This window comes from Azoarcus sp. L1K30, assembly GCF_018122735.1.
Taxonomy (GTDB): domain Bacteria; phylum Pseudomonadota; class Gammaproteobacteria; order Burkholderiales; family Rhodocyclaceae; genus Parazoarcus.
The window spans coordinates 3,752,992-3,779,415 of sequence record NZ_JAGRRD010000001.1 but is presented as its reverse complement, the minus strand read 5'-3'; the positions used below and the strand labels follow the sequence as shown (position 1 = coordinate 3,779,415).

21 protein-coding genes are annotated in these 26,424 nt (G+C 62.3%); 5 read left to right on the top strand and 16 right to left on the bottom strand.

The window, feature by feature from the left end; translation table 11 throughout:
• Positions 1-11 precede the first annotated feature (11 nt).
• Genes J5J83_RS17345 through J5J83_RS17335 form a run of 3 tightly spaced genes read right to left on the bottom strand, consistent with a single transcriptional unit; the run spans position 12 to position 2,379 of the window.
• Entirely contained in the window at positions 12-968 is a 957-nt protein-coding gene (locus J5J83_RS17345; RefSeq protein ID WP_249115772.1) for a VOC family protein, read from the bottom strand.
• On the bottom strand, positions 934-1,944 hold the full coding sequence (locus J5J83_RS17340) for an amidohydrolase family protein (protein ID WP_249115771.1): 1,011 nt from the start codon (positions 1,942-1,944) through the stop codon (positions 934-936). The genes J5J83_RS17345 and J5J83_RS17340 overlap by 35 nt, the downstream gene beginning before the upstream one ends.
• A 9-nt stretch (positions 1,945-1,953) precedes the next feature.
• Positions 1,954-2,379 carry a heme-binding protein gene (locus J5J83_RS17335; protein WP_212351199.1) on the bottom strand — a complete coding sequence of 142 codons (426 nt, stop codon included), beginning with the start codon at positions 2,377-2,379 and terminating at the stop codon, positions 1,954-1,956.
• A 118-nt stretch (positions 2,380-2,497) separates the two neighbouring features.
• Between J5J83_RS17335 and J5J83_RS17330 the strand changes: the two genes are divergently transcribed.
• The gene (locus tag J5J83_RS17330; protein WP_212351198.1) at positions 2,498-3,400 is read left to right on the top strand and encodes a LysR family transcriptional regulator; all 903 of its coding nucleotides are present in this window, start codon (positions 2,498-2,500) and stop codon (positions 3,398-3,400) included.
• Positions 3,401-3,514: 114 nt separating this feature from the next.
• The gene (locus J5J83_RS17325) at positions 3,515-3,994 is read left to right on the top strand and encodes a VOC family protein (RefSeq protein ID WP_212351197.1); all 480 of its coding nucleotides are present in this window, start codon (positions 3,515-3,517) and stop codon (positions 3,992-3,994) included.
• Positions 3,995-4,029: 35 nt separating this feature from the next.
• Here J5J83_RS17325 and J5J83_RS17320 read toward each other — a convergent pair whose 3' ends face one another.
• The 7 genes from J5J83_RS17320 to scpA form a co-directional block, all read right to left on the bottom strand.
• Entirely contained in the window at positions 4,030-4,893 is an 864-nt protein-coding gene (locus J5J83_RS17320; RefSeq protein ID WP_212351196.1) for a neutral zinc metallopeptidase, read from the bottom strand.
• Between the two features lie 115 nt (positions 4,894-5,008).
• On the bottom strand, positions 5,009-6,400 hold the full coding sequence (locus J5J83_RS17315; protein ID WP_212351195.1) for a lysine 2,3-aminomutase: 1,392 nt from the start codon (positions 6,398-6,400) through the stop codon (positions 5,009-5,011).
• A 224-nt stretch (positions 6,401-6,624) separates the two neighbouring features.
• A complete protein-coding gene (locus J5J83_RS17310; protein WP_212351194.1) occupies positions 6,625-9,069 on the bottom strand; it encodes an EAL domain-containing protein in 2,445 nt (814 codons plus the stop codon).
• Between the two features lie 208 nt (positions 9,070-9,277).
• Positions 9,278-11,269: an acetyl-CoA carboxylase biotin carboxylase subunit gene (gene accC, locus J5J83_RS17305; protein ID WP_212351193.1), complete on the bottom strand. Its 1,992-nt coding sequence runs from the start codon at positions 11,267-11,269 to the stop codon at positions 9,278-9,280.
• 22 nt (positions 11,270-11,291) lie between these two features.
• A complete protein-coding gene (locus tag J5J83_RS17300) occupies positions 11,292-12,824 on the bottom strand; it encodes an acyl-CoA carboxylase subunit beta (protein ID WP_212351192.1) in 1,533 nt (510 codons plus the stop codon).
• Between the two features lie 85 nt (positions 12,825-12,909).
• Entirely contained in the window at positions 12,910-13,920 is a 1,011-nt protein-coding gene (meaB, locus tag J5J83_RS17295) for a methylmalonyl Co-A mutase-associated GTPase MeaB (RefSeq protein WP_212351191.1), read from the bottom strand.
• Positions 13,921-14,001: 81 nt separating this feature from the next.
• Positions 14,002-16,167 (bottom strand): methylmalonyl-CoA mutase, encoded by a 2,166-nt coding sequence (gene scpA, locus J5J83_RS17290; RefSeq protein ID WP_212351190.1) that lies wholly within the window; start codon positions 16,165-16,167, stop codon positions 14,002-14,004.
• 304 nt (positions 16,168-16,471) lie between these two features.
• On the opposite strand from scpA, the gene J5J83_RS17285 reads away from it, so the two are divergent.
• Positions 16,472-17,143 (top strand): GntR family transcriptional regulator, encoded by a 672-nt coding sequence (locus tag J5J83_RS17285; RefSeq protein WP_212351189.1) that lies wholly within the window; start codon positions 16,472-16,474, stop codon positions 17,141-17,143.
• 9 nt (positions 17,144-17,152) lie between these two features.
• Here J5J83_RS17285 and J5J83_RS17280 read toward each other — a convergent pair whose 3' ends face one another.
• The 4 genes from J5J83_RS17280 to J5J83_RS17265 form a co-directional block, all read right to left on the bottom strand.
• Complete coding sequence (locus tag J5J83_RS17280; RefSeq protein ID WP_349251916.1) at positions 17,153-18,442, bottom strand: hemolysin family protein; 1,290 nt, start codon at positions 18,440-18,442, stop codon at positions 17,153-17,155.
• A gap of 61 nt (positions 18,443-18,503) precedes the next feature.
• Positions 18,504-19,925, bottom strand: coding sequence for a class II fumarate hydratase (fumC, locus tag J5J83_RS17275; RefSeq protein ID WP_212351187.1), 1,422 nt, complete (start codon positions 19,923-19,925; stop codon positions 18,504-18,506).
• 151 nt (positions 19,926-20,076) lie between these two features.
• Positions 20,077-21,753: a cation acetate symporter gene (locus tag J5J83_RS17270; protein ID WP_212351186.1), complete on the bottom strand. Its 1,677-nt coding sequence runs from the start codon at positions 21,751-21,753 to the stop codon at positions 20,077-20,079.
• The gene (locus tag J5J83_RS17265) at positions 21,753-22,073 is read right to left on the bottom strand and encodes a DUF485 domain-containing protein (protein ID WP_212351185.1); all 321 of its coding nucleotides are present in this window, start codon (positions 22,071-22,073) and stop codon (positions 21,753-21,755) included. The genes J5J83_RS17270 and J5J83_RS17265 overlap by 1 nt, the downstream gene beginning before the upstream one ends.
• Positions 22,074-22,324: 251 nt before the next feature.
• Between J5J83_RS17265 and J5J83_RS17260 the strand changes: the two genes are divergently transcribed.
• Positions 22,325-23,107 (top strand): enoyl-CoA hydratase-related protein, encoded by a 783-nt coding sequence (locus J5J83_RS17260; RefSeq protein WP_212351184.1) that lies wholly within the window; start codon positions 22,325-22,327, stop codon positions 23,105-23,107.
• Between the two features lie 148 nt (positions 23,108-23,255).
• On the opposite strand, the gene J5J83_RS17255 is transcribed toward J5J83_RS17260, so the two are convergent.
• The gene (locus J5J83_RS17255; protein WP_212351183.1) at positions 23,256-24,728 is read right to left on the bottom strand and encodes a cobyric acid synthase; all 1,473 of its coding nucleotides are present in this window, start codon (positions 24,726-24,728) and stop codon (positions 23,256-23,258) included.
• Between the two features lie 201 nt (positions 24,729-24,929).
• Between J5J83_RS17255 and rpoH the strand changes: the two genes are divergently transcribed.
• Entirely contained in the window at positions 24,930-25,784 is an 855-nt protein-coding gene (gene rpoH, locus J5J83_RS17250; RefSeq protein ID WP_212351182.1) for an RNA polymerase sigma factor RpoH, read from the top strand.
• A gap of 56 nt (positions 25,785-25,840) precedes the next feature.
• Here rpoH and J5J83_RS17245 read toward each other — a convergent pair whose 3' ends face one another.
• The gene (locus J5J83_RS17245; RefSeq protein ID WP_212351181.1) at positions 25,841-26,419 is read right to left on the bottom strand and encodes an SCO family protein; all 579 of its coding nucleotides are present in this window, start codon (positions 26,417-26,419) and stop codon (positions 25,841-25,843) included.
• Positions 26,420-26,424 lie beyond the last annotated feature (5 nt).

Below are 26,424 nucleotides of genomic sequence, written 5' to 3'. Positions count from 1 at the left end.
CTCTCGCAGATTCAGGGATGGGTTGAGAAGAACACACTGCGCTGCGCCTGCTTCAGAGTGGCAGCGGGTATAGCTGAAATACCCCATTGGTCAATGCGCCCGGGTGGCCAGGTCCAGTCAGACGGGCCACCGACGTGGTAGCTGTCATCGATCTGCTCGACCTCAGCGGTGTATTCAATGACCTCGCCAAACGGGCCAATGAAGTAGTTGAAAGCGTTGTTGCCTGGACCGTGACGGCCGGGCCCCCAGGCGATTTCGTATCCCGCATCGCGCATGCGGCCACCGCCTCTCATCACCGCATCCAGATCCGGCATCAGGAAGGCGATGTGATTCAAGGCATTGTTGTCTGTGTCGCCGAGTGCAATCGAGTGGTGGTCGCTATTGCAGCGCATGAAGGCCATGATGCGGGTCCGGTCGGACAGCGAAAAATCGAGCGCCATCTCCAGGAAGCTTTGCGTGTCCTCAACGTCTTGGCAGTTGAGCACCACATGCGCGAGGCGGATGGGTTGATCCGGATCGCTGGGACGTCCATCCACCCGTTCATCACCGCACACCAACTGGAAGCGCCGGCCGTCACGGTCGGCCACAACCACCGCCGTGCCGCCACCAGGCTCCTCACAAGGCGCCAAATCCGACACGACACGACCCCCAGCGCTCACGGCTCGGCGCGCAACTTCATCCAGCGCCTTCAGGTCGCATGCGCGCAGGGTCACGTGGCGAATGCCCGTTTCGCCATCACGCTGATGCAGCGATAGCAGGTGATGATCCTGTCCGGCCCCTGCGAGATAGATCGCATTATCCACACGCGACACGACCTGCAAATGCCAGACCTCGGTGTAGAACTGCTCCGCTTTTACGAGGTCGGGCACGTAGAGCGCAATGCTCCTCAGAGCGCGAACCAAAGACGATGCATGAGACACGGAACTCCTCCATTCAATGGTTGGTGATGCCGAGATAGCGTCGGGCATTCAGGTGAGATAACTGCTCAATGACTGTTGCATCGAATCCGGACTGTTCGAGGCGCTGCATGGGCTTTTGGTCGCGGAAGTTGAATGGGTAGTCGGTTCCCACCATCAGCTGTGTGGCACCAAACACATTCACGAGATGACGCAACATGGGGCCGTCGAACACGAGGGTGTCGAAGTACATGGAGCGGACCTGCTCAGCCGGATCCAGAACCAGACACTCAGCGATCGCAGGAAACACGGACATCGACTGGCGCAGTCGTGGCAGCAAGCTGGCGAGCGTGCCACCGCCATGACTGAAGGCGATGCGCAGCCGAGGATGGCGCCTGAGCAGGCCCGAGGTAAGCACCGATGCCGCAGCCAGGCCCACGTCCGTCGGATAGGCCAGGATTTGCTGCAAGGGTGCCGGCCCGACCAGGCGATCCATGCCCGCGGGTCGCAGCGCGTGAACAAAGACCGGGATGTCCAGATCGACACAAGCCTCAAAGAACGGGTCGAAAGCCAGATCGCCGATCACCGTTCCGTTGATGTTGCTACCAACCTCCACCCCCACCAGACCCAGGCTGTGCTTCAGATGCGGCAGTTCGGCGAGCGCCAGATTCATGTCCTGCAACGGCACCGTGCCCATGCCCAGCAGCCGGCCACCAGACTCTGCCACCATGGCGGCGATCTGTTCATTCATGTAGCGGGCCAACAAGGCACCGTCGGCAGCCGGCAGCCAGTACCCCAAAAGCTCGGGCATCGGAGAGATCACCTGCAGCGAAAGACCCAACTCCTGGAAATCGGCCAGTCGGCGAGAGGTGCTCCAGCAATGATCGGATACCGTGCGGTAGTTCTTGCCATCAATCATCACCTGCCGGTGACAGGCACCGGCTTCGACTGTCGACGGCCAACCACGGGGTGACGGGTTTGTCAGCGACCGGGGAAACTGCGCAGGAACGACGTGAGCGTGCACGTCAACACCACATCTGCAGGACATGGCGGGCACTCAGTCGAACCGGAGTCCAGCGGCGCGAACGCCGGCGATGCACACCTGCTCATCCTCGTCACCCGTTCCGCCGCTGGCCCCCACCGCCCCGAGCAATTCGCCCTCGGGGGTGCGGATGGGCACGGCGCCCGTCTGCGCAAGAAACCGCCCTTGGGACGTCGCCGCCAGCGAGACGAAGAAGTTGGGGTTGTCGGCCGCGCGCTGGGCCAGCTGGCGGCTGGAAACCCCCATGCCCACCACGCCCCACGCTTTGGCCAGCGCTATATCGGAACGAAACATGCTGGCACCGTCTTCACGCGCAAAGGCCTTCAAGTGCCCAGCCTTGTCCACCACTGCAACGGCCATAGGCTTGTAGCCAGCATCGCGCGAAGCGACCAGCGCGTCTGCAATGATGCGCTGCGCAGCGTCCAACGAAAGTTCGTTCATGCTTTGTCTCCTTGATGACCTTCCCTGCCAAGTGGCGGGAGCTCAATTCTTTGAGACGAGTTTAGAAGGCGATGTAGAATCCACCAAGACGATTTCATGGATACAGGAAATCCACCACATGGATGCAAGAACAACCGACCTCAATCTGCTGCTGGTCTTCGATGCGATGTTTCGCCATCGGCAAGTCACCAAAGCCGGTGAATCACTGGGACTGAGTCAGCCTGCCATGAGCGCAGCGATTAATCGCCTGCGGAGCTTGATGGACGACCCGCTGTTCGTGCGCTCTGGCAGCAGCATGGTGCCGACACCCAGGGCCGAAGCCCTGGGCCCTGAGGTCAGGCAGATCGTTCAGGCGATCGAGAACGCCATCCTCAAGCCGAAGACGTTTGACCCTTCCCTCAGCGAGCGGTCCTTCTCCTTGCTGGCGCCCGACATCGCGGAAGTCAACTTTCTCCCGAACTTGCTGTCGGCACTCGCCTCTTCCGCACCGCTGATCAGTGTGAAGACGTTCGGCCTCCCCCGCGAAGTTGCGGCGGAGGCACTGGAGTCCGGGGCTGTGGACCTGGCCATCGGGTATTTCCCGGACCTAAGGCGCGGCGGCTTCTTTCAGCAGCGCCTGTTCAAGAGCAAACATGTATGCATCTGCAGAAAGGATCACCCCGGCATCGGGGACGCGCTCACGATCGAGCAGTTCTGCATGCTCGAACACGCGGTGGTCACGCCCGGCGGTCGAGAACATGTCTTTGAACAGTTTCTCAAGGCGAAGGGCATCCAGCGACGGGTAAAGGTACATATCTCGCACTTCATGAGTCTGCTACCCATCATTGAGCGTTCGGACCTGATCGCCACCATTCCACGCGACCTCGCCGAGTTGCTGGTCTTGCATGGCGACCTCCGTTACGTGGAAACGCCGATGGAATCCCCAGTGATTGACGTGCTCTTGATATGGCATCAGCGGTTTCAGAAAGACCCTGCCCACGCTTGGCTAAGGCAGACCATCTTTAACCTCTTTGGCCGATAGCTTCACGGGCGCATTCTGAATCGCCCCATTCGTCGCGTTGGATTTCCCATCGTTGTTGGAGCCTCCATCCTCTATAATTATGGATTATTAATCCACGCCAACCAGGAGTCCTTCATGTCCCAGCGTCCGTTCAAAGTCCTCGGCATTCAGCAAATTGCCATCGGCGGTCCCAGCAAGGAAAAACTCAAGACCTTGTGGGTAGACATGCTTGGCCTCGAGATCACCGGCAACTTCGTCTCCGAACGCGAGAATGTGGACGAGGATATCTGTGCCATGGGTGCTGGCCCGTTCAAGGTCGAGGTCGATCTGATGCAGCCTTTCGACCCCGAGAAAAAGCCCGCCGTTCACGCCACCCCGCTGAACCATGTCGGGATCTGGATCGATGATCTTCCCAAGGCGGTGGAATGGCTGACGGCTCAAGGCGTACGCTTTGCACCCGGCGGCATCCGCCGCGGCGCGGCCGGCTTCGACATCACCTTCCTGCACCCGAAGGGCAACGACGAGTTTCCGATCGGGGGCGAAGGGGTGTTGATCGAACTGGTTCAGGCCCCGCCTGAAGTCGTGGACGCGTTTGCCCGCCTGGCCGCAGGCTGAGTGAGGACACCTGCGCGCACATGCCCGTCAGACGGTCAATGAGCGGCGACGCTGAACGTGTCACAGGCGCGCAAGCTGCCTGCATTGAATCCAGTGCGAAACCATTGCGCACGCTGCGCCGCGCTACCGTGCGTAAAGCTGTCGGGCACGGCGTAGCCTCGCGCCTGCTTCTGCAAGGTGTCGTCCCCCGTGGCCGCCGCGGCCGCGAGTGCCTCCTCGAGGTCGCCGGCCTCGAGCACCTGCCGGCTGCGCTCGGCGTGGTGTGCCCACACCCCGGCCAGGCAATCGGCCTGTAGTTCCAGCTTGACCGACAGCAGGTTGGACTCGCGCGCCGAAAGACGCTGGCGCGCATCCTGAACCTTGGCGGAAATACCGAACAGGTTCTGCACGTGATGGCCAATCTCGTGGGCAATCACGTAGGCCTGCGCGAAATCCCCCGGCGCGTGAAAGCGGCTGCGAAGTTCGGCGAAGAAATCCAGGTCGAGATAGACCTTGCTGTCGGCAGGGCAGTAGAAGGGCCCCATTTCGGCCTGCCCGAGTCCACACGCGCTCTGAGTCGCGCCGCGATAGAGCACCAGCCGAGGTTCGACGTAGCGGCGACCACCCCCACTGAACAGCGCTCGCCAGGTGTCCTCGGTATCGGCGAGTACCATGGAGACGAAGCGGGCGGAATCGTCCTGCGCGGACGCAGGTGGGCGGGACGACTCCGCCGTCGGCGGACTCATCACCCCTGCGCCGTTGAGCACGATACTTGGATCGACGCCGAAATACATCGCCACCAGCACCAGTACGATGGTGCCGATACCAATCCGGCCGCCACCGCCCAATCCGCGACGTGGTCCACCCTCGCCACGTCGATCCTCGATATTGCTGCTTTCCCTGCCATTATCCAGACGCATCGACGACTCCCCGGCCTGCCACGAGAGATATCATCCGGCGATTGGCCGCCGCGTCAACTGCAACGGGCCCGACTGCCCGGGCCCGTTGCATGACACAGCTGCGCCCTTGCCCGGATCAGGCGGCTGCGCCCACCTTTTCCTCGCGGATCGCCTGGTATTCGTCTTCCCAGAACCACTTCTCTTCGCCGAATGCCGGCTTGAGGTGGTGCAGCCAGGTGGCCTGATCATCGTATTTGGCAAAGAAGGGGCGTTGCACCCAGTCCGGATTCCGCCCCTGAATGAAGCGCAGCACGAAGACCTTCTCGCCGTTGATCTCCGACACGCCCTGCACCTCGACCTTGCCCGGACTGGCGCTCATGCTCGGACCGCGCGCCGTACGTGCAAGTCCGGACACCTGCTGAATGGCGCCGCGGTAGATCTCCCAGGCCCGCGCCAGTGGCACCTCGAAGTAGTTGCGTGCCCCGGTATCGCGCTCGACGAAGAAGTAGTACGGCACGATGCCAAGGCTGACCTGCGTCTTCCACATTCGTGCCCAGACATCGGGATCGTCGTTGATGTGACGGATCAACGGCCCCTGGGCACGAATCACCGCGCCGGTGCCGCGAATGCGGCGGATCGCCGCACGCGCTGCCGGGGTTTCCATCTCGCGCCAGTGGTTATAGTGCGCCATCAGAGCAACATGCTTGCCAGCCTTGACCATCCGTTCCAACAGCGCAATGAGCTCATCCGCATCCGCAGCCCCCAGGAAGCGGTGCGGCCAGAAACTCAGCGCCTTGGTACCGATGCGGATGGTCTGAATGTGATCGAATTCTGCCGCCAGCAGGGGCTCAAGGTAACCCTGCAGGTGTTTCGTCTTCATCACCATCGGGTCGCCACCGGTAAACAGCAGGTCGGTCACCTCTTGGTGATCCCGCAGGTAGTCGTGCAACATTCGCGCTTCGGATGCGGCAATACGCAAGGTCTTGTCGCCGACAAATTGCGCCCAGCGGAAACAGAAGGTGCAATAGCTGTGGCAGGTCTGCCCCTGGCTGGGGAAGAACAGCACCGTTTCACGATATTTGTGCTGAATCCCTTCGAGCCGGTTGCCCTCCGCATCCCGCGGCATGTTCATTTCCATCTGATCCGCGGGATGTGGATTGAGTGCGAGCCGGACTTCATGTGCGGCGGCCTCGATGTCGGCCTTGTCCGCACCTTCGCGATACAGTTTTGCGATGCGCTCGAAATGTTCGTCGGCGAGCATGCCACGCTGCGGGAAGGTCAGCTGGTAGATGGGATCATCGGGAACCTGATCCCAGTCGATCAGTTCATCGACGACGTACTGGTTCACCCTGAAGGGCAACACGGTCGACACCACTTTCATCTCGAAGCGGGCCTCCGCGGACAGGCGTGTGAGCGGCTCGATACGGTCGAGATCGCGCTGTGTATAGATCTGGAACGGTCGATCCTGAACGTCGTCAGTACGGGCAATGGGCCAGGTTCGCGCCAGATGCTGCGTCTGCTGAGTCATCTTGATCTCCTCCTTGCGTCGGGCACCGCCCGCCGTGACTGAACAGCATCGTCAAATGGGCAGACAGATCCGGGGATGGGTGGGGACCGGGGGCGGTATGGTCAATGGGCGAACGCCTCAATGCCGGTCCGGGTGCGGCCGACGGCGATCCCGTCAGCACTGGGTTCGCGAATTATATTCAACAAATTATTATTGCGCAAATATAGCAACCCGCCTGTGATGCCTCAGCTGACGCAGATCTCGCTGGCGTTGACTGCGTGCCCGAACAGATAACCCTGACACGCGGCACATCCAAGCGCGGAGAGAAGCGCCAGTTGCTCCGCGGTTTCGACCCCCTCGGCGATGACATCGAGCCGCAACTGGTGCGCCATCGCCACAATGGTCGACACGATCATGCGATCGCTTTCGTCGCGCACGATGTCCGCAACGAAACTTCGATCGATCTTGAGGGCATCGACCGGGAAGCGCTTGAGATACGCCAGCGAGGAGTAACCCGTACCAAAGTCATCGATCGAAAATTTGACACCGATGGCTTTCAGCGCCTTCAGGACGTCCACTGCCCGATCCGGCTGTGCCATCACCGCACTCTCGGTCAGCTCGAGGGTCAGCAGCGGGGCGGGAAACCCGGTGCGATCCAGCACGCCACGCACCATATCCACCAGCGCGCCATCGGCAAACTGGCGCGACGACAGATTGACCGCGACGGAGAGCACGTCTCCCGCGTCCAGCCAGGCGCGTCCCTGACGGCAGGCCTGTTCCATGACCCAGGCCCCGAGCGGAACGATCAGGCCCGTTTCCTCCGCCACCGGAATGAACCGTTGCGGGGATGTCAGTTCGCCGCTGCTCTGCCGCCATCGCACCAGCGCCTCGACGCCAATGGTGTGCCCCGATGCGACTGCAATCACGGGCTGGTAGTGCAGCACCAACTCATCGCGTTCGAGCGCCCGCCGCAGCGCAACCTCGAGCGCGAGCCGTTCCTGCGCCGCAGCAGTCAGGGCCTCGGTATAGAAGCGATAGACATTGCGACCGGCCGCCTTGGCCTCGTAGAGCGCAGCGTCCGCGTTGCGAATAAGCTGGCGGTGGTCGTCGTTGTCGTGCGGAAAGAGGCTGATGCCGATGCTGGCGCCGACGAACACCTCCTGGCCACTGCTCAGGTGGTAGGGCTGGTTCATCAGATCGATCACTTCCTGCGCGAAGTTGGCGACATCCTCGGCGCGCTGGATGCGATCGAGCAGAATCACGAACTCGTCGCCACCGAGGCGGGCCAGGGTGTCTTCCGCCCGCATCCGCCCACGCAAGCGCTGCGCGATCTCGATCAACAATTCGTCGCCCACCGGATGACCGAGGCTGTCATTGATGTTCTTGAAGCGATCGATGTCCATGAACAGCGCGGCCATCATCATCCCGCTGCGGCGAACACGCTCCACGCCGTGCTCCAGACGCAGATTGAGCAACACGCGGTTCGGCAAGTCGGTGAGGGCGTCGTAGTGCGCCTGATGCTGCAATTTCGCCTCGGCCTGCTTCATTGCACTGATGTCTGAAAACACCCCGACAAAATGCGTGATGAATCCTTCCTCGTCACGCACGGTGGACACCGTGAGCAATTCGGGGAAGACCTCGCCACCCTTGCGCCGGTTCCAGATTTCACCCTGCCAGTGCCCGGTCACGCTGACCTCGCGCCACATGCCGGCATAGAACGACTCGCCTTGACGGCCCGAACTGAGCATGCTGGGCTTGCGCCCGATCGCCTCGTCTGCGGTGTAGCCCGTTATCACCGTAAACGCGCGGTTGACGGCGACGATACGATGATCGACATCGGTGATGAGAACAGCCTCTGCGGTATTCTCGAATACCGCAGCGGCCTGTTTGAGCTTTTGCTCGGCATGCATCTGCTCGGTAATGTCCTGGACCATCCCGATACCGCCCAGCAAGTGCCCCGCGCTGTCACGCCGCAGATCGGCGCGCTCGTGGACCCACCTGACCACGCCACCGACGACAACCCGGTGCTGGATGTCGTATCGCCCGCCGGCAAGGGCTGCCTGCCATGCAGTGTTCACCCGCGCGCGGTCTTCCGGATGCACCGCATTGAGGAAAGTGCCGTAAGTCGCCGGTGTCCCTTCGGCGATACCCAGATTGCGATAGGTTTGCGCGGACCAGTTGGTGAGCTCGCTGGTGACAGGATCGACGGTCCAGGTGCCGGTACGGGCAAGTGTCTGCACCTGTTCCAACAAAGACTGGCTGCTGAGCAAGGCCGCTTCGGTATGCCTGAGCACACAGATGTCGCGACTGATACCAATCAGCACACTGAATCCGTCGGCGTCGAGAAACGGCGTCGTGAGCGTATCCAGCACCCGTTCACGACCGTCGGGAAAAACGATGCGCTCCTCGCGGCGTGCCGCCGCCCCGCGCTCGAATGCAAGACGATCATGCGCAGCCCGTGCCGCCCTGACTTCCGCACCAAAAATCGCTCCATCATCGACGCCGACGATCTCCGCCTCCAGCCGCCCGATGCTCGACTCGAACGCCCTGTTGCAACCGAGGTAGCAGCCGTTCCGGTCTTTCACAAAGACGAGGTCCGGAATGGCATCGAGAAAGATCCGCACGAACGGCCCTTCCCGTTCGATGAACGGGAGCGCCGTCAAGATCTCGTTGAAAGATGCGGACTTCATCGCGAGTCCTGGCCTCAAATATGCACTAAGTCATTTTGGATAATGATAGCCGGTTTATGGCACCGCGTTTCGCGCCATTGGCAATGACACCAGAAAATAAAAAGGGCCCGCTTGCGCGGGCCCACCCTCCGACGGGCACCCCGCCGGACTTGCCGGCAGCGTCTCCCTCCCCATCGAACGAAACAGTGCGTAGAAACTACACTTCAGATCAAACGAACTCGATGATGACCTCATCCACCGACAAGCTGGCGCCCGGCGCAACGACGATCTTCTTCACCGTGACGTCGCAGTCCGCCTTGAGCACGTTTTCCATCTTCATCGCTTCGATCACGGCCAGCTTCTCGCCCGCCTTCACTTCCTGCCCCTCCACGACCGACACCTCGCGCAGCAGACCGGGCATCGGCGACAGCAGGAATTTCGACAGATCAGGCGGCAGCTTCTCGGGCATCAGCGACAGCAGATGGGCGGCATGCACCGTCATCACCATGGGTTCGACCTGCAGGCCAAAATGCGAGATGCAGTAGCGCAGCCCACGGCGCTCGATCTGCAGACAGATGGGCTGGCCATTGACCGTGCCCTTGAACAGCAGATCGCCAAAGGTCCAGTCGGAGACAATGTCGTAGGTCGTGTCGCCATGGGTCAGCGACAACCCTCCTTCGATCGGACGAATGGAGAACGGATACTGCGTGCCAGCCATGACGACCACCCAGTTGGTAGCCACCTTGCGGCCGTGGCCGGCAAGCTGGCCGTCGATCTGGACGGCACGGTCGATGTAACGCTTGCGCGCGAAGGTGGCAACCGCTGCCAGCAGCGCGGGATCGTCGTGCGGCACCATCGACGCGTCGAAACCCTGCGGATATTCCTCGGCGATGAAGCCGGTATTGAAATTGCCCGAGCAGAAACGCGGATGCTGCAGCAAGGCCGCCTGGAACGGAATGTTGGAGCTGATGCCACGGATCACGAAGGCGTTGAGCGCGTCGCGCATGCGCTCGATGGCCTCATTGCGGTCCTTGCCGTGCACGATGAGCTTGGCAATCATCGAGTCGTAGAACATCGAGATCTCGCCACCTTCATACACGCCGGTGTCGACACGCACCTGACCATCGACCTCGGCCGGCGGCTGGAACTTCACCAGTCGGCCTGTCGAGGGCAGGAAGCCACGGAAGGGGTCTTCGGCGTTGATGCGGCACTCCATGGACCAGCCGTTGATGCCGACATCGGTCTGGCTCAGCGGCAGCTTCTCGCCGTAAGCCACGCGGATCATCTGCTCGACGAGGTCGAGCCCGGTGATGAGTTCGGTGACCGGGTGCTCGACCTGCAAACGGGTGTTCATCTCCAGGAAGTAGAACTCCTTGGTCGCGCCGCTCACCACGAACTCGACCGTACCGGCCGACTCGTAGTTCACCGCCCGCGCCAGCGCCACCGCCTGCTCACCCATTGCGCGGCGCATCTCGGGGTCGACGAAGGGGCTGGGCGCCTCCTCAATGACCTTCTGGTGACGACGCTGAATGGAGCAATCGCGCTCGTTCAAGTACACATAATTGCCGTGCGCATCGCCCAGTACCTGAATCTCGATGTGGCGCGGTTCCAGCACGTACTTCTCGATGAAGACACGATCGTCGCCGAAAGCGTTACGCGCTTCGTTGACGCAGGAAGCGAAGCCCTCATGCGCCTCCTTGTCGTTGAAGGCCACCCGCAGACCCTTGCCACCGCCACCGGCCGATGCCTTGATCATCACCGGATAACCGATCTTCTTCGCGATCTCGACCGCCTCGTCGGGGCCGGCAATCGCATCGTTGTAGCCGGGGATGGTGTTCACACCGGCCTCGATCGCCAACTTCTTCGACTCGATCTTGTCGCCCATCTTGGCGACCGAGTAGTGCTTCGGACCGATGAACTTGATGCCCTCCTCTTCCAGCCGGCGCGAAAACTCCGCGTTCTCGGACAGGAAGCCGTAGCCAGGATGCACGGCCTCGGCACCGGTCTGCTTGCAGGCGGCGATGATTTTGTCCATCGCCAGATAGGACTCCTTGGAGGCCGCGGGGCCGATGCACACGCCTTCATCCGCCAGTTCCACGAACAGGGCGTCCTTGTCGGCCTCGGAATACACCGCCACCGTGGCAATGCCCATCTTGCGGGCGGTCTTGATGACGCGGCAGGCGATTTCACCGCGGTTTGCAATCAGGATCTTCTTAAACATGTCTTATTTCCTCGTGCGGCAATCAGAGCGGAATGTTGCCGTGCTTGCGCCACGGGTTCTCGAGTTCCTTGTCCTTGAGCATGGCCAGCGAACGGCACACGCGCTTGCGCGTCTCGTGCGGCATGATCACGTCGTCGATGAAGCCACGTGCGCCGGCCACGAACGGGTTGGCGAAGCGGGCCTTGTACTCGGCTTCGCGCTCCGCGATCTTGGCGGGATCGTTCTTTTCCTCGCGGAAGATGATCTCCACCGCGCCCTTCGGGCCCATCACCGCGATTTCGGCCGACGGCCAGGCGAAGTTAACGTCGCCGCGAAGGTGCTTGGAACTCATCACGTCGTAGGCGCCGCCGTAAGCCTTGCGCGTGATCAGGGTGACCTTGGGCACGGTGCACTCGGCGTAGGCATAGAGCAGCTTGGCACCATGCTTGATGATGCCGCCGTATTCCTGGCTGGTGCCGGGCATGAAACCAGGGACATCCACCAGCGTCACCACGGGGATGTTGAAGGCATCGCAGAAGCGCACGAAGCGCGCAGCCTTGATCGAGCTCTTGATGTCGAGGCAACCGGCCAGTACCAGCGGCTGGTTGGCGACGATGCCGACCGGCGAGCCCTCCATGCGGGCGAAGCCGATGATGATGTTCTTGGCGTAGTCGGGCTGCAGTTCGAAGAAGTCGCCGTCATCGACCATCTTGACGATCAGCTCCTTCATGTCATAGGGCTGATTCGGGTTTGCCGGTACCAGCGTGTCGAGAGAGAAATCCAGCCGATCAGCCGGATCGACCATCGGAATCGTGGGCGGCTTCTCACGATTGCTCGAAGGCAGGAAGCCCACCAGGCGGCGGGTCATCATCAGCGCTTCGACATCGTTCTCGAAAGCGAGGTCGGCCACGCCGGACTTGGTGTTGTGGGTGATCGCGCCACCGAGTTCTTCGGCGGTGACTTCCTCATGGGTGACAGTCTTGACCACTTCGGGGCCGGTAACGAACATGTAGGACGAGTCCTTCACCATGAAGATGAAGTCGGTCATTGCCGGGCTATATACCGCGCCGCCTGCACACGGCCCCATGATCAGCGAGATCTGCGGCACCACGCCGGAGGCCATCACGTTACGCTGGAACACGTCGGCGTAGCCGCCGAGGGAGTCCACCCCCTCCTGGATGCGCGCGCCGCCCGAGTCATTGAGACCGATCACAGGCGCGCCGACCTTCATCGCATGGTCCATGACCTTGCAGATCTTCTCCGCATGGGTTTCCGACAGCGAACCGCCAAAGACGGTGAAGTCCTGCGAGAACACGAACACCAGGCGACCATTCACCGTGCCGTAGCCCGTCACCACGCCATCGCCAGGAACGTGATCGGCATTCATGCCGAAATCGTTGCAGCGGTGCTCCTTGAACATGTCCCATTCTTCGAAGCTGCCGTCATCAAGGAACAGTTCGATACGCTCGCGCGCGGTGAGCTTGCCCTTGGCGTGCTGGGCGTCGATGCGCTTCTGGCCACCGCCCAGACGGGCCTTGGCGCGCTTCTCGTCCAGCTGACGAATGATCTCTTGCATTGATGACCTCCTTAACGGGTTTTCTGTGTCCCCCACCACGACAACGTGGTGAGCGGGCAATTCGGTGCTGCGTAATTCCGGTGCTTCAGTTCAGATACCCCAGCAGGCGTAGTGCGGCGGCCGACGGCGTGGTCGCCCCCTGCTCGACTGCGCTTGCCAGTTGAGGCAATTCGCCCTTGACGCGCGGGTGGCTGCGAAAACGGCTGCGCAGCCCGGCGTCGATCATGTCCCACATCCAGGCCAGAGCCTGATGCCTGCGCTTGGCCTCAAACTCGCCGGACCTGCTCAAGGTATCGCGGTAACGCACGACCTGCTCCCAGAATTCGGCCACGCCTTCACGCTTGAGCGCCGACAGCGTAATGACAGGCACGGTCCAGTTCTGGCTCATCGGGCGCAACATGTGCAGCGCGGTCTTGATCTGCGATTTCGCCCGCATTGCGGCAGCGGGATCGATGTCTGCCTTGTTGATGACGATCAGGTCGGCAATCTCCATGATGCCCTTCTTGATCGCCTGCAGGTCGTCACCGGCGTTGGGCAGTTGCAGCAGGCAGAAGATATCGGTCATGCCGGCCACCGCGGTCTCGGACTGACCGACCCCAACGGTTTCGACGATGATGACGTCGTAGCCCGCCGCCTCGCACACCAGCATGGTTTCGCGGGTCTTTTCAGCCACGCCGCCAAGACTGCAGGCCGAAGGGCTGGGGCGAATGTAGGCGGCCGGGTTCTGGCTCAGGTGCTCCATGCGCGTCTTGTCGCCGAGAATGGAGCCCCCCGACACGGACGACGAAGGGTCCACCGCAAGCACGGCGACACGCATGCCCTGCTCGATGAGATACATGCCGAGGCATTCGATGAAGGTGGATTTGCCCACCCCCGGCACCCCTGAAATCCCGACCCGGATGGCCTTGCCCGTATGGGGCAGCAAGGCCTCGAGCACGGCGCGCGCGCGCAGCTTGTGATCCTCGCGCTGGGACTCGATCAGGGTGATGGTCTTCGCCAGCGGCCGCAGCTTGCGCGCAAGCACGCCATCGACCAGTTCATGATCGATGGCTTCATTCAGGGCGGCCTGCGAGAACGGGTTTTCGGAGACGGTCATCGAACGCGAATGGAATTCAGTCGAAGTGACGGACACAGACAGGGGCGGCGACCCTCAAGCCGCCGCCCCTGCCTGCGGCAATCAGGCCTTGGCCCGTGCTGCGCGGATCTGCTTGAGCACTTCGCGCGCAGACTTCTGGATCGGCGTACCCGGTCCGAAGATGCCCTTGGCACCGGCAGCATACAGCGTGTCGTAGTCCTGCGCCGGAATCACCCCGCCGACGAAGACGATGATGTCGTCGGCGCCCTGTTCACGCAATCCGTTGATGACCGCAGGCACCAGCGTCTTGTGCCCGGCGGCGAGGCTGGAGCAGCCCACCGCATGCACGTCGTTCTCGACCGCATGGCGCGCGACCTCCTCCGGGGTCTGGAACAGCGGCCCGACGTCGATATCGAACCCGAGATCGGCGAAGGCCGATGCCACCACCTTGGCGCCACGGTCGTGACCGTCCTGGCCGAGCTTGGCGATCATGATGCGCGGCCGACGGCCCTCTTCCGCCACGAAGGCTTCGATGTCGGCCTTGAGCTCTTTCCAGTCGCTGTCGTTTTCCACCACGGCACCATAGACACCGGACACGGCTTGGGGGTTGGCACGGTAACGGCCGAAGACCTTCTCCAGCGCGTCAGAGACCTCGCCCACCGTGGCGCGCAGACGCACCGCCTTGACTGCGAGATCAAGCAGATTGCCCTCGCCGGTCTCTGCACAACGCGTCAGCGCATCGAGCGCCGCCTGCACCGCCGCACCGTCGCGGCTGGCGCGGATCTTGGCCAGACGCGCCACCTGCGACTCGCGCACCGCATGGTTGTCGATGTCGAGGATGTCGATCGGGTCTTCCTTGTCGAGCTTGTACTTGTTGACGCCGACAATCACGTCCTTGCCCGAATCGATGCGGGCCTGCTTGTCGGCCGCGCACTCCTCGACCTTCATCTTCGCCCAGCCCGACTCGACCGCCTTGGTCATGCCCCCCATGGACTCGATCTCCTCGATCAGTGCCCAGGCCTTGTCGGCCATGTCCTGGGTAAGCTTTTCCATCATGTAGGAGCCCGCCCAGGGGTCGACCACGTTACAGATGTGGGTCTCTTCCTGGATGATGATCTGGGTATTGCGGGCGATACGCGCCGAGAACTCGGTCGGCAGTGCGATCGCCTCATCGAGCGCGTTGGTGTGCAGCGACTGGGTACCGCCGAACACCGCCGCCATCGCCTCGATGGTGGTGCGCACGACGTTGTTGTACGGGTCTTGCTCGGTGAGCGACCAGCCGGAGGTCTGACTGTGCGTGCGCAGCATCATCGACTTCGGGCTCTTGGGGTTGAACTGCTTCATGATCCGCCACCACAGCAGACGCGCGGCGCGCATCTTGGCGATCTCAAGGTAGAAGTTCATGCCCACCGCCCAGAAGAAGGACAGGCGGCCCGCAAAGGTGTCGACGTCCATGCCGCTGTTGATGCCCGTGCGCACGTATTCCATGCCGTCTGCCAGGGTGAAGGCGAGTTCGATGGCCTGGTTCGCCCCCGCCTCCTGGATGTGGTAGCCCGAGATCGAGATCGAGTTGAACTTGGGCATGTGCTGCGCGGTGTAGCCGAAGATGTCGGCGATGATCTTCATCGACGGCGTCGGCGGATAGATATAGGTGTTGCGGACCATGAACTCCTTGAGGATGTCGTTCTGGATGGTCCCCGACAGTTTCTCCTGCGGCACGCCCTGCTCCTCGGCCGCCACGATGTAACCGGCCAGAATCGGCAACACCGCGCCATTCATCGTCATCGACACGGAGACCTTGTCCAGCGGAATGCTGTCGAACAGGATCTTCATGTCTTCGACCGAGTCGATCGCCACGCCGGCCTTGCCGACGTCGCCGAGCACGCGCGGATTGTCCGAGTCGTAGCCGCGATGGGTGGCCAGATCGAAAGCCACCGACACGCCTTGGCCACCTGCAGCCAGCGCCTTGCGGTAAAACGCATTCGACGCCTCTGCGGTGGAGAAGCCAGCGTACTGACGAATGGTCCACGGCTTCACCGCATACATCGTCGGCTGCGGCCCGCGTAAAAAGGGCTCGAAACCCGGCAGCGTGTCGGCGTGCTTCAGGCCCTCGATATCGGCCGCGGTGTAGAGCGGCTTGACCGTAAGCCCTTCCGGCGTCGTCCAGTTCAGCTTGGTCACATCGCCTTCGGGGGCATGCTTGGATGCGGCCTTGGTCCAGGCGTCCAGGCTGGGCTGGGAATAGGTGGGCTCGTTGGCGTTCGACATGAAAAACCTCTCTGACACATTGGCCGTGAAAGCGGCATTGCGTTGCTTGGCGAAGTTGCAGCAGCTTTGACGCGACGACGAGACCGCCCGCAATCATTGCGGGCGGTCGCCGGCGCTCCACTGCGCGGCGTATCCCTCTCATGTTCTTCAGGTTCTCACCCGAAGCCTCCCATGCTACGCCGCGCTAAGGAAGTTGACTTGTTCTACACGCAGAATAATACTTTATCCATAATTATGAATGCAATGGGTAGGGACAATAGCAAAAAGCAGCTATGCTCCTCACCCAAGGAGATCCTTCAGCACCATGACCGCATCCCGTATCGCCCCGCTTGCGCTGTACCAGGAAGTTGCAGAACGATTGCGGCAACGCATCTTCGCGCATGAACTGAAGCCGGGCACATGGGTGGACGAGCAGGCGCTGGCCGAGGATTACGGCATCTCCCGGACGCCGCTGCGCGAAGCGCTCAAAGTACTGGCATCCGAAGGCCTGGTCACGCTCAAGCCGCGCCGGGGCTGCTATGTGACCGAGATTTCCGAACGCGATCTGGACGAAGTGTTCAAGGTCATGGCGATGCTCGAGGGCGAATGCGCGCGCATTTCTGCCACCCGCGCCACAGAATCCGAACTCGCGACGCTGAAGCACATTCATGCCGATCTGGAGCGTGCCGCGGACGCACGCGACATCGACCGCTTCTTCGAGGCCAACCAGGCCTTCCACCACACATTGCAAGGCATCGCCGACAATCGCTGGCTGCAGCACGTCATCGAAGACCTGCGCAAGGTCATCAAGCTGTCACGCCATCATTCGCTGTTCTCCGACGGGCGCCTTGAGCAGTCCCTCGCCGAACACCGCGCGATCCTCGATGCGCTCTCTGCCCGCGATGCCGATGCGGCCGAATTGCACATGCGCGCACACATCCGCAGCGGGCGCGAGGCGCTTGCCCGCATTGCCGAGGCGCGCAACCGCGCAGCCTGACGCCGACGTTCAGCCCGCGTCCCGTGTCACCAGCACCTGGTCGATACGGTAATTGTCGATATCGACGACTTCGAACTTGTAGCCGCCATACACCACACTGTCAGTGCGTTTCGGGACCTTGCGCAGGCGGTACATCAGGAAGCCGGCAATGGTTTCATAGTTTTCGAAACCTTCGAATACCGCGATGTCCAGCGCCTGCATGACGTCTTCGATCGGCGTCACGCCATCGATCAGCCACGAATTGTCGTCGCGACGCACGATGAGCTCTTCCTGGAAGGGACTGCCAAGATCGCCCATCACCGTGTTCATCACGTCCTGCAACGACAATAGCCCGACGACCAGCGCATACTCGTTGACGATGAGGGCGAAGTCTTCCTTGGCGTCGCGAAACTGCTCGAGTGCTTCGAACAGGGTCAGGGTATCGGGCAACACCAGTACCTTGCGCACGATGGGCTGCGTTCGCAGTGACAGTTCCAGACCCTGCAGGATGCGGGGCAGGATGTCCTTGGCATCGACATAGCCGATGACGCTGTCAATGGAGTGCTCGCACACCGGAAACTTGCCGTGCGGATGCTCGGCGATCTTGCGCCGGATACTGTCCTCGGTTTCACCCAGGCTGAGAAAAACGATGCTCTCACGCGAGGTCATGGCCGACGGCACGAAGCGCGAATCGAGCTCGAACACATTACGGATCAGGTGCTGCTCCTGGCGCAACACGCCGCCCGCCTGTGCGCCCGCATCTGCCATCGCCACGATGTCGGCGGCCGTGATGCGCTCGATCCGCTCACCGGAGATGCCCAAGGCGCGAAAGAGACGATTGGCCAATCCGTTGAACACCCACACCAGCGGCGCAAACACCCGCATGCACAGCAACATCGGCCCGACGATGGCGACGGCAATGCGCTCGGGCTCGACCATGGCCAGCCGCTTCGGCATCAGATCGGCGAACAGCACGAAGGACGACGTTACGGCAACGAAGGCGATGATGAAACTGATGCTTCCCACCATTGCGCCATCATGGATCGAGCGCAAGGCCGCTTCGACATGAGGCGACAGGGCCTGCTCACCGACGATCCCGCCCAGAATGGCCACCGCATTGAGGCCGATCTGGACCACGGTGAAGTAATTCCCCGGGCTGCTCTGCAACTGCAGCACCCGCGGCGCATCGGGATCGCCGCCGTCGGCCATCTGCCGCAGCTTGTTCTTGTTCGCCGCCGCCAGCGAAATCTCGGAGATGGAAAAGAAGGCGCTGACGGCAATCAGCACGCAGATGACGAGGATATTGTTGAGCAGGCTCACGATCACTCCAGACCCGACCGCCGAGGCCATGCGCATCGGCTGGGCAGTGCGTCCGAGTCTATCACCGCGAAGCGTCGTCGTCCTCCACCGACGACCGCGTCATCGCTGCCGGCACCACCCAGCGATCGTACTCATCCGCACTCACGTGGCCACTGGCAATCGCTGCGTCGCGCAGCCCCAGCCCGTCCCGCTGAGCACGTTTGGCAATCTCCGCCGCACGGTCGTAGCCGATATGGCGATTGAGCGCCGTCACCAGCATCAGGTTGGCATCGAGGTGTTCGCGGATACGTTTGCGGTCGGGCTCGATTCCGCGTGCGCAGTGGCGCTCGAACGAGTCGGAAGCATCGGCCAGGAGCGCGATGCTCTCCAGCACGTTGTGCGCCATCACCGGCTTGTACACATTAAGCTGGAAATTGCCCTGGGTGCCGGCAAAGGCCACCGTCGCGTCATTGCCGAACACCTGTGCACACACCATGGTGAGCGCCTCGCACTGGGTCGGATTCACCTTCCCGGGCATAATCGACGACCCCGGCTCGTTCTCGGGAATATGCAACTCGCCAATCCCGCCACGCGGCCCGCTCGCCAGCCAGCGCACGTCATTGGCCATTTTCATCAGACCGCCGGCGAGCGTGCGCAATGCGGCCGAGGTCTGCACCAGCGCGTCATGCGCGGCCAATGCGAAGAAGCGGTCGGGCGCACTGACGAAAGGGTGGGCGGTGAGCCGCGCCAGGCGCTCGGCCGCCATGGCGCCAAAGCGCGGATGGGCATTGAGCCCCGTTCCCACGGCCGTTCCACCAATGGCAAGTGCGTGCAGACCGGGCAAGGCGGAGCGAACCGCTTCCACGCCGAAATCGATCTGGCTGACCCAGGCGCCGATCTCCTGGCCCAGCGTGATCGGCGTGGCGTCCTGCAGATGCGTGCGCCCGGTCTTGATGACATCGCCGAACAATGCCGCCCGCGCCGCCAGCGTATCGCACAGTCGATCCAGCGCGGGAAGCAGCCGGGCGTGGAGCTCGCCGACGATCGCAACATGCATGGCCGTCGGAAAGGTGTCATTCGAAGACTGCCCCCGATTCACATGGTCGTTGGGATGTACCGGCATCTTGCTGCCGAGCATGCCCCCCGCCATCTCGATCGCGCGATTGGCGATGACTTCGTTCGCATTCATGTTCGACTGCGTGCCCGAGCCCGTCTGGAACACGACCAGCGGAAAGTGATCGTCGAGCCGGCCCTCGATCACTTCGTCGGCGGCGCGCACGATCAGCGCACCAAGGTCGGGCGCCAACTCGCCGAGCGCGACATTGGCCTCGGCGGCCGCCTTCTTCAGCAGGCCCAGTGCGCGGATCATCGGCCGTTGCCAGCAGAAACGATCGGTGCCGATCTCGAAGTACTGCAGCGAGCGCTGCGTCTGGGCCCCCCAGTAACGGTCTCCGGCCACTTCGACCGGCCCCATGGAATCCGTCTCGACACGCATTGCGCTCATCTCGCTCTCCGGGTCATTCAGTGTTGGGGTTGGATCACCAATCGCCCCATTCGATCCCTGGAAATGCAAAAAACCCGTCCGGCGACCGAGCGCCGAACGGGGTTTGTACCGGGTTGCGTCTTCGATTGGACGCGCTCAGGCAGCAGACGGATCAGTGTGCAGCGGCCGTTGCTGCGCCGACGCCCGTCTGTGCACGGACGTACTGATCACCAAAGGCTTCACGCTCGTTCTGCGCTTCAGCGCTGTTGTCGAGCAAGGACACGATGATCGTCGCGAGGAAAGCCAGGGGCATCGAGAACAGTGCCGGCTGGGTATAGGGGAAGATCGGCGAGGCATAACCCAGTACATCCACCCACACCGACTTCGACAGCACGACGAAAGCCACCGCGCTGAACAGGCCGAGATAGCCGCCCGCCAGTGCACCCCGCGTGGTCAGCCCCTTCCAGTACATGGACATGATCAGCACCGGGAAGTTGGCCGAGGCAGCGACACCGAAGGCGAGCGCCACCATGAAGGCCACGTTCATCTTCTCGAACACCATGCCGAGCAGCACGGCAACCACGCCCAGACCGATGGTGGCGAACTTCGACACGCGCAGCTCCGTCGTCTCGGAGGCCTTGCCCTTCATGATCACACGCGAGTAAATGTCATGCGAAATCGCCGATGCACCGGCCAGCGCCAGACCAGACACCACCGCCAGGATGGTGGCGAATGCCACTGCCGAGAGGAAGCCCAGCAGCAGGTTGCCGCCCACCGCCTGCGCCAGATGCATCGCGACCATGTTGTTGCCGCCGATGATCTTGCCACCGAGCACGCCGCCTTCGAAGTACTCGGGGTTCTGGCCGACGATCAGGATCGCGGCAAGGCCCATCAGCGCGATGACGTTGAAGAAGTAGGCCACGATGCCGGAGGCGAACAGCACCGACTTGCGCGCTTCCTTGGCGTCGGTCACGGTGAAGAAGCGCATCAGGATGTGCGGCAGTCCCGCCGTACCGAACATCAGGCCGATACCGAGCGAGATGGCGGTCACCGGGTCGGCCAGCAGGCTGCCCGGCGCCAGCAGTTTGGCTCCCAGACGATGCACCTCCATGGCGCGAGTGGTCAGTTCGTCGAAGCTGAAGCCAAACTGGCTGAAGGCCAGCAGCATCACCGTCGTGCCCCCGATCAGCAGCAGACAGGCCTTGATGATCTGCACCCAGGTGGTCGCAACCATGCCGCCGAAGGTGACATACACCATCATCAGCGCGCCGACCACGAACAGCGCAACATTGTAGTCAAGGCCGAACAGCAGCTTGATCAGCTGACCCGCACCCACCATCTGCGCCACCAGATAGAAGCACACCACGGTCAGCGAACTGATCGCCGCCATGGTCCGCACCTTGCCCTGATTGAGGCGGTAGGAGGTGATATCGGCGAAGGTGAACTTGCCCAGGTTGCGCAGGCGTTCCGCCATCAGGAACAGGATGATCGGCCAGCCCACGAAGAAGGCGATCATGTAGATGTAGGCATCGACGCCTTGCATGTACATCATCGCGGTCAGGCCGAGCAGCGTCGCCGCGGACATGTAGTCACCTGCAATCGCCAGACCGTTCTGGAAGCCGGTGATGCCGCCGCCGGCCGTGTAGAAGTCCGACGTCGTCTTGGTGCGGCTTGCAGCCCAGTAGGTAATGCCCAGGGTCATCAACACGAAGACGAAGAACATCGCGATCGCATGCAGATTGAGCGGCTGCTTGGTGGTGGCTTCGACTGCGGGACCGGCCACGGCGACGGCCGACGCGGCAAACATGGCAAACGAAACTGCCAGGCGGGAGATCAGGGATGGGCGCATTATTTTTCTTCCTTCCACGCCGCACGGACGATCTCGTTGTTGATGTCGTCGAATTCGCCATTGGCACGACGGACATAGACCAGCGTCAGGATCCAGAACAGGGCGAACTGGAACAGCCCCAGTGCGATACCGAGGGTGAGATTGCTGCCTTCGAACAGGCGCATTGCAATCACCTCGGGGGCGAAAGCCACCGTCAACACGAAACCATAGAAAATCACCAGCACCACAATGGATAGCATCGTGGCAAAGCGCGTGCGCCTGGCCACGAGTTCCGCAAAGCGCGGATTGCGCCTGATGTGCGCATAGACAGATGAAGACATTTGGAACCCCTCCTCAAGAATGCAACGAAAAAATCGTCGCCTCCTCCACCCTCCTCCTGAAGGCTGGGCCGTCTTCTGCGACCCATGCCAATCGGGCGGATGATATATCATTCACAAGACTCCATACTATTGCGTATGGAAAAATAAAATTTTTTTCTGCCTCGCAGCCAGCGGGCATTTCTCACGCTGCGCGGCAGGTCGCAATCTCGCCGTGTTTCGCATGCGTGCCTTTGACAAGGGTCAAATACTTCATGGATAGTCAGATCGTTGTTAACTGCGGCGACGGCATCGCCACCGTTGCCCTCTCCAATCCGGACCGGCTCAACGCGGTCAACGCCTCGATGTGGCGCGACCTGCGTTCAGCAGTGGAAAGCTGCGCCAAGGACGAGCGCGTGCGTTGCATCATTCTGCGCGGTGCAGGCGACAAGGCCTTCGCCGCAGGAGGCGACATCGAGGAGTTCCTGACCGTCCGTGCCACGGTGGACGATGCATTGCACTACCACGAAGAACTGGTGGCCGCGGCCCTGCAAGCCATCCGCGATTGCCCCGTCCCAACGATCGCGGCGATACAGGGCGCGTGCATTGGCGGCGGACTGGAGATTGCCGGCTGCTGCGACATCCGCATCGCCGGTGCATCCGCACGCTTCGGCGCGCCGATCAACAAGCTCGGCTTTTCGATGTATCCGGGTGAAATGGCCGGATTGCTGGCGCTGGTCGGGCCCGCGGTGGTGCTGGAAATCCTGCTCGAAGGGCGCATTCTCGACGCCCGCGAAGCCCTCGCCAAAGGACTGTTGACGCGGGTCATCGACGACGAAGCCGTGTTTGCGGAAGCGCTCGCCACCGCCGCCCGCATTGCCGCCGGCGCGCCACTGGTGGCGAAATGGCACAAGCAGTGGGTGCGACGTCTGACGACCGGGCCTGCGCTGAGCGAGCAGGAAAGGCGCAGCGCCTTCGACTTTCTCGCCACAGACGACTACCGCGAAGGGATCGACGCCTTCCTCAACAAGCGCAAGCCCGTGTTCAAGGGCCGCTAGTGTAGTGATGCGCTCTTGATGGCACTTATCGTAGGTGGCGATTGCGGTCGTTGATGGGCTCCTCCCCTTGAAGGGGAGGGTGCTTCGTTGTGCCACCTTAAGTGCCAAACAGCACGCACCACTACACTAGACGGCGTGGTGTGATGGTTCAGGCGGCAGCGGCCGCAAGCAGACCGTCGATATCGACAGCCGCCTCGATTGCATCGGCAAGACGGTCGAGATCGGCTTCGCGACGGACCGTCAGATCGACGCGGGTCACGTCGCCTTCCGCCCCGGCCCAGCGCAACAGCGCATCCAGCGCATCCGGGGTGTCGAACAGCCCGTGCACGTAGGTTCCCATCACCTGGCCGTCGGCCGACAGCGCCCCATCCGGCCGTCCGTCGGCCAGCAGCAGCGCCGGTCGCTGCAAGGCCGGGCCGGAAGAGACACCCATGTGGATCTCGTAGCCGCGGACCGCTGCCGCAGCATTCAGGCAGAGCGTGCCGGTAACATTCTCAAGTTGCTTTTCGCGCTCGAGTACCGTATCCATATCGAGCACACTGAGACCGGGCACGCTCCCCACGCCGCCCTCGACACCATGCGGATCACCCAGCGTACGCCCCAGCATCTGAAAGCCGCCGCAGATCCCCACCACCTTGCCGCCATAGCGCAAGTGTCTCAGCATCGCGGCGTCCCAGCCCTGTTCGCGCAGCCATGCCAGATCAGCCTGCACGCTCTTCGAACCCGGCAATACGATGAGGTCGGCTGCGGGCATCGCCTGCCCCGGCCCCACCCAGCGAAAGTCCACCTGCGGGTGCAAGCGCAAGGCATCAAGATCGGTGTGATTCGAGATCCGGGGGTAGACCGGCGCCACCACCCGCAACACGGCTGCCTCGCCACCGCCATCGAGCGCCGCGTCGGCGAGTGCGTCCTCGGCATCGAGAAACAGCCCGTGCAGGTAAGGCAACACCCCGAAAACCGGCCGCCCCGTGCGCGACTCCAGCCAGTCGAGGCCGGACTGCAGCAGACCGATGTCGCCACGAAAACGATTGATCACGAAGCCCTTTACCCGCGCCCGCTCCGACGGTGACAGCAGATCGAGCGTCCCGACCAGATGCGCGAACACGCCGCCGCGATCGATATCGGCCACCAGAATGACCGGCACGTCAGCGGCCTCGGCAAAGCCCATGTTGGCGATGTCGCGATCGCGCAGGTTGATTTCAGCCGGACTGCCCGCGCCCTCGACCAGCACCCAGTCGTAGGCGGCCGTCAGCCTCTGCCACGACTGCATGACCGCAGCCATCGCAGTCGGCTTGTAGTTGTGATAATCCCGAGCCGAGAGATTCGCGGCCGCGCGTCCATGGATGATGACCTGCGCCCCGATATCGGACGACGGCTTGAGCAGCACCGGGTTGAAGTCGGTATGCGGCGCAATGCGCGCTGCCACCGCCTGCAGCGCCTGGGCCCGACCGATCTCGCCGCCGTCCGCGGTAACCGCCGAATTGAGCGCCATGTTCTGCGGCTTGAACGGCGCCACCCGCAGTCCGCGCCTCACCAGCGCGCGCGCCAGCCCGGCAACCAGCGTGCTCTTTCCCGCATCGGAGGTGGTGCCCTGCACCATCAGCGCCAAGGCCTGGGGCATGTGTTCGCGTCCATGAGTGAAGTCGGGCCGCGATTATCGCTCATCCCGGTGCGGCCCCGAGCACACTTCGCACCGCGCATGCCAGCCTCGGGCCACACGGCGTTTGCAGGACCGGCTTCCACATCGCACAGGGAACTCTTGCAAGCGTTAGCACTCAGACGCAGCGAGTGCTAATATTCGGTTCGAGGAGGACCTGAATCAATGTCACAAGCTTTGTCGTTTCCCGTTCTGTCAGCCACCGGCAGCATCGACCAGTACATCCAGTCGGTGAACCGCCTTCCGATGCTCACCGAGCAGGAGGAGGTGAGCCTGGCGACCCGGCTGCGCGACGATGGTGATGTCGAGGCGGCCCGTCAGCTGGTCATGTCACACCTGCGCGTGGTGGTCTCCATCGCCCGCGGTTACCTCGGTTATGGCCTGCCACACGCCGATCTCATCCAGGAAGGCAACATCGGCCTGATGAAGGCCGTCAAGCGCTTCGACCCCGCGCGCGGCGTACGCCTGGTGTCGTTCGCCATTCACTGGATCAAGGCCGAGATTCACGAATACATCGTGAAGAACTGGCGCTTGGTCAAGATTGCCACCACCAAGGCCCAGCGCAAGCTGTTCTTCAACCTGCGCAGCATGAAGAAGGACAGCAATACCCTGAATCCGGCCGACGTGCAGGCGATCGCCACCCAACTCGGCGTCAAGCCCGAAGAAGTGGTGGAAATGGAGACCCGCCTCGGCGGCCGCGAGATGACGCTCGATGGCAGCGGCGATGACGAGGACGACCGTTTCGCACCGATCGCGTACCTGCCCGACCCCCACGCGGAACCTTCCGAAGTGCTCGAGCAGGCCGAAATGGCCCGCCTGCAGGACGAAGGCCTGCGCGATGCACTGGGCTCACTCGATGACCGCAGCCGCGCGATCGTGCAGCGCCGCTGGCTGACTGAAGGTGACAGCGCCACGCTGCACGAACTGGCGGCCGAGTACGGTGTGTCCGCCGAGCGCATCCGCCAGATCGAAGCCAAGGCCATGCAGAAAATGCGCGGACTGCTTACCGAAGCCGCCTGAACGCTTCTCACGGCGCCATCCCGAAAAACGGCAGCGGCAACGCTGCCGTTTGCATTTCAGCCCCCGTCGAGCAATCGACGGATATCTGCGCTGATGTTGTCCGCAGTCTCACCATGCCGGACGTACAGACGCAGCCTGCCCGACGGATCGAAGACGTAGGTACCGGCCGAATGATCGACGGTGTAGTGCCCGCTCGCCGTATCCCCGCTCTTGCGATAGACCACACGAAAATCCTTGGCTGCCGCAGCGGTGGCCTCGGCGTCGCCTAGCAGGCCCAGAAAGCGCTTGTCGAACGCTGGCACGTACTGTGCCAGCAACTCAGCAGTGTCGCGTTCGGGGTCGACGGTGACGAACAGCACCTGAACACGGTCCGCATCCTTGCCCAGCTTGCGCATCACCTCGCTCATCGTCGACAGATTGGTCGGACATACGTCGGGGCACTGGGTATAGCCGAAAAAGATCGTCACCACCTTGCCGTGAAAATCGGCGAGCGTACGCGGCGTGCCATTGTGATCGCGCAGTGCGAGCGTCTTGCCATAGTCGGCGCCGGTGATGTCCGTGGCATGAAAGGAAGGCGGAGCGGAACAGGCGGCGGCCAGTACGGCGGCGGCCGCCACGATCAGGGAACGAAGCATCGGAG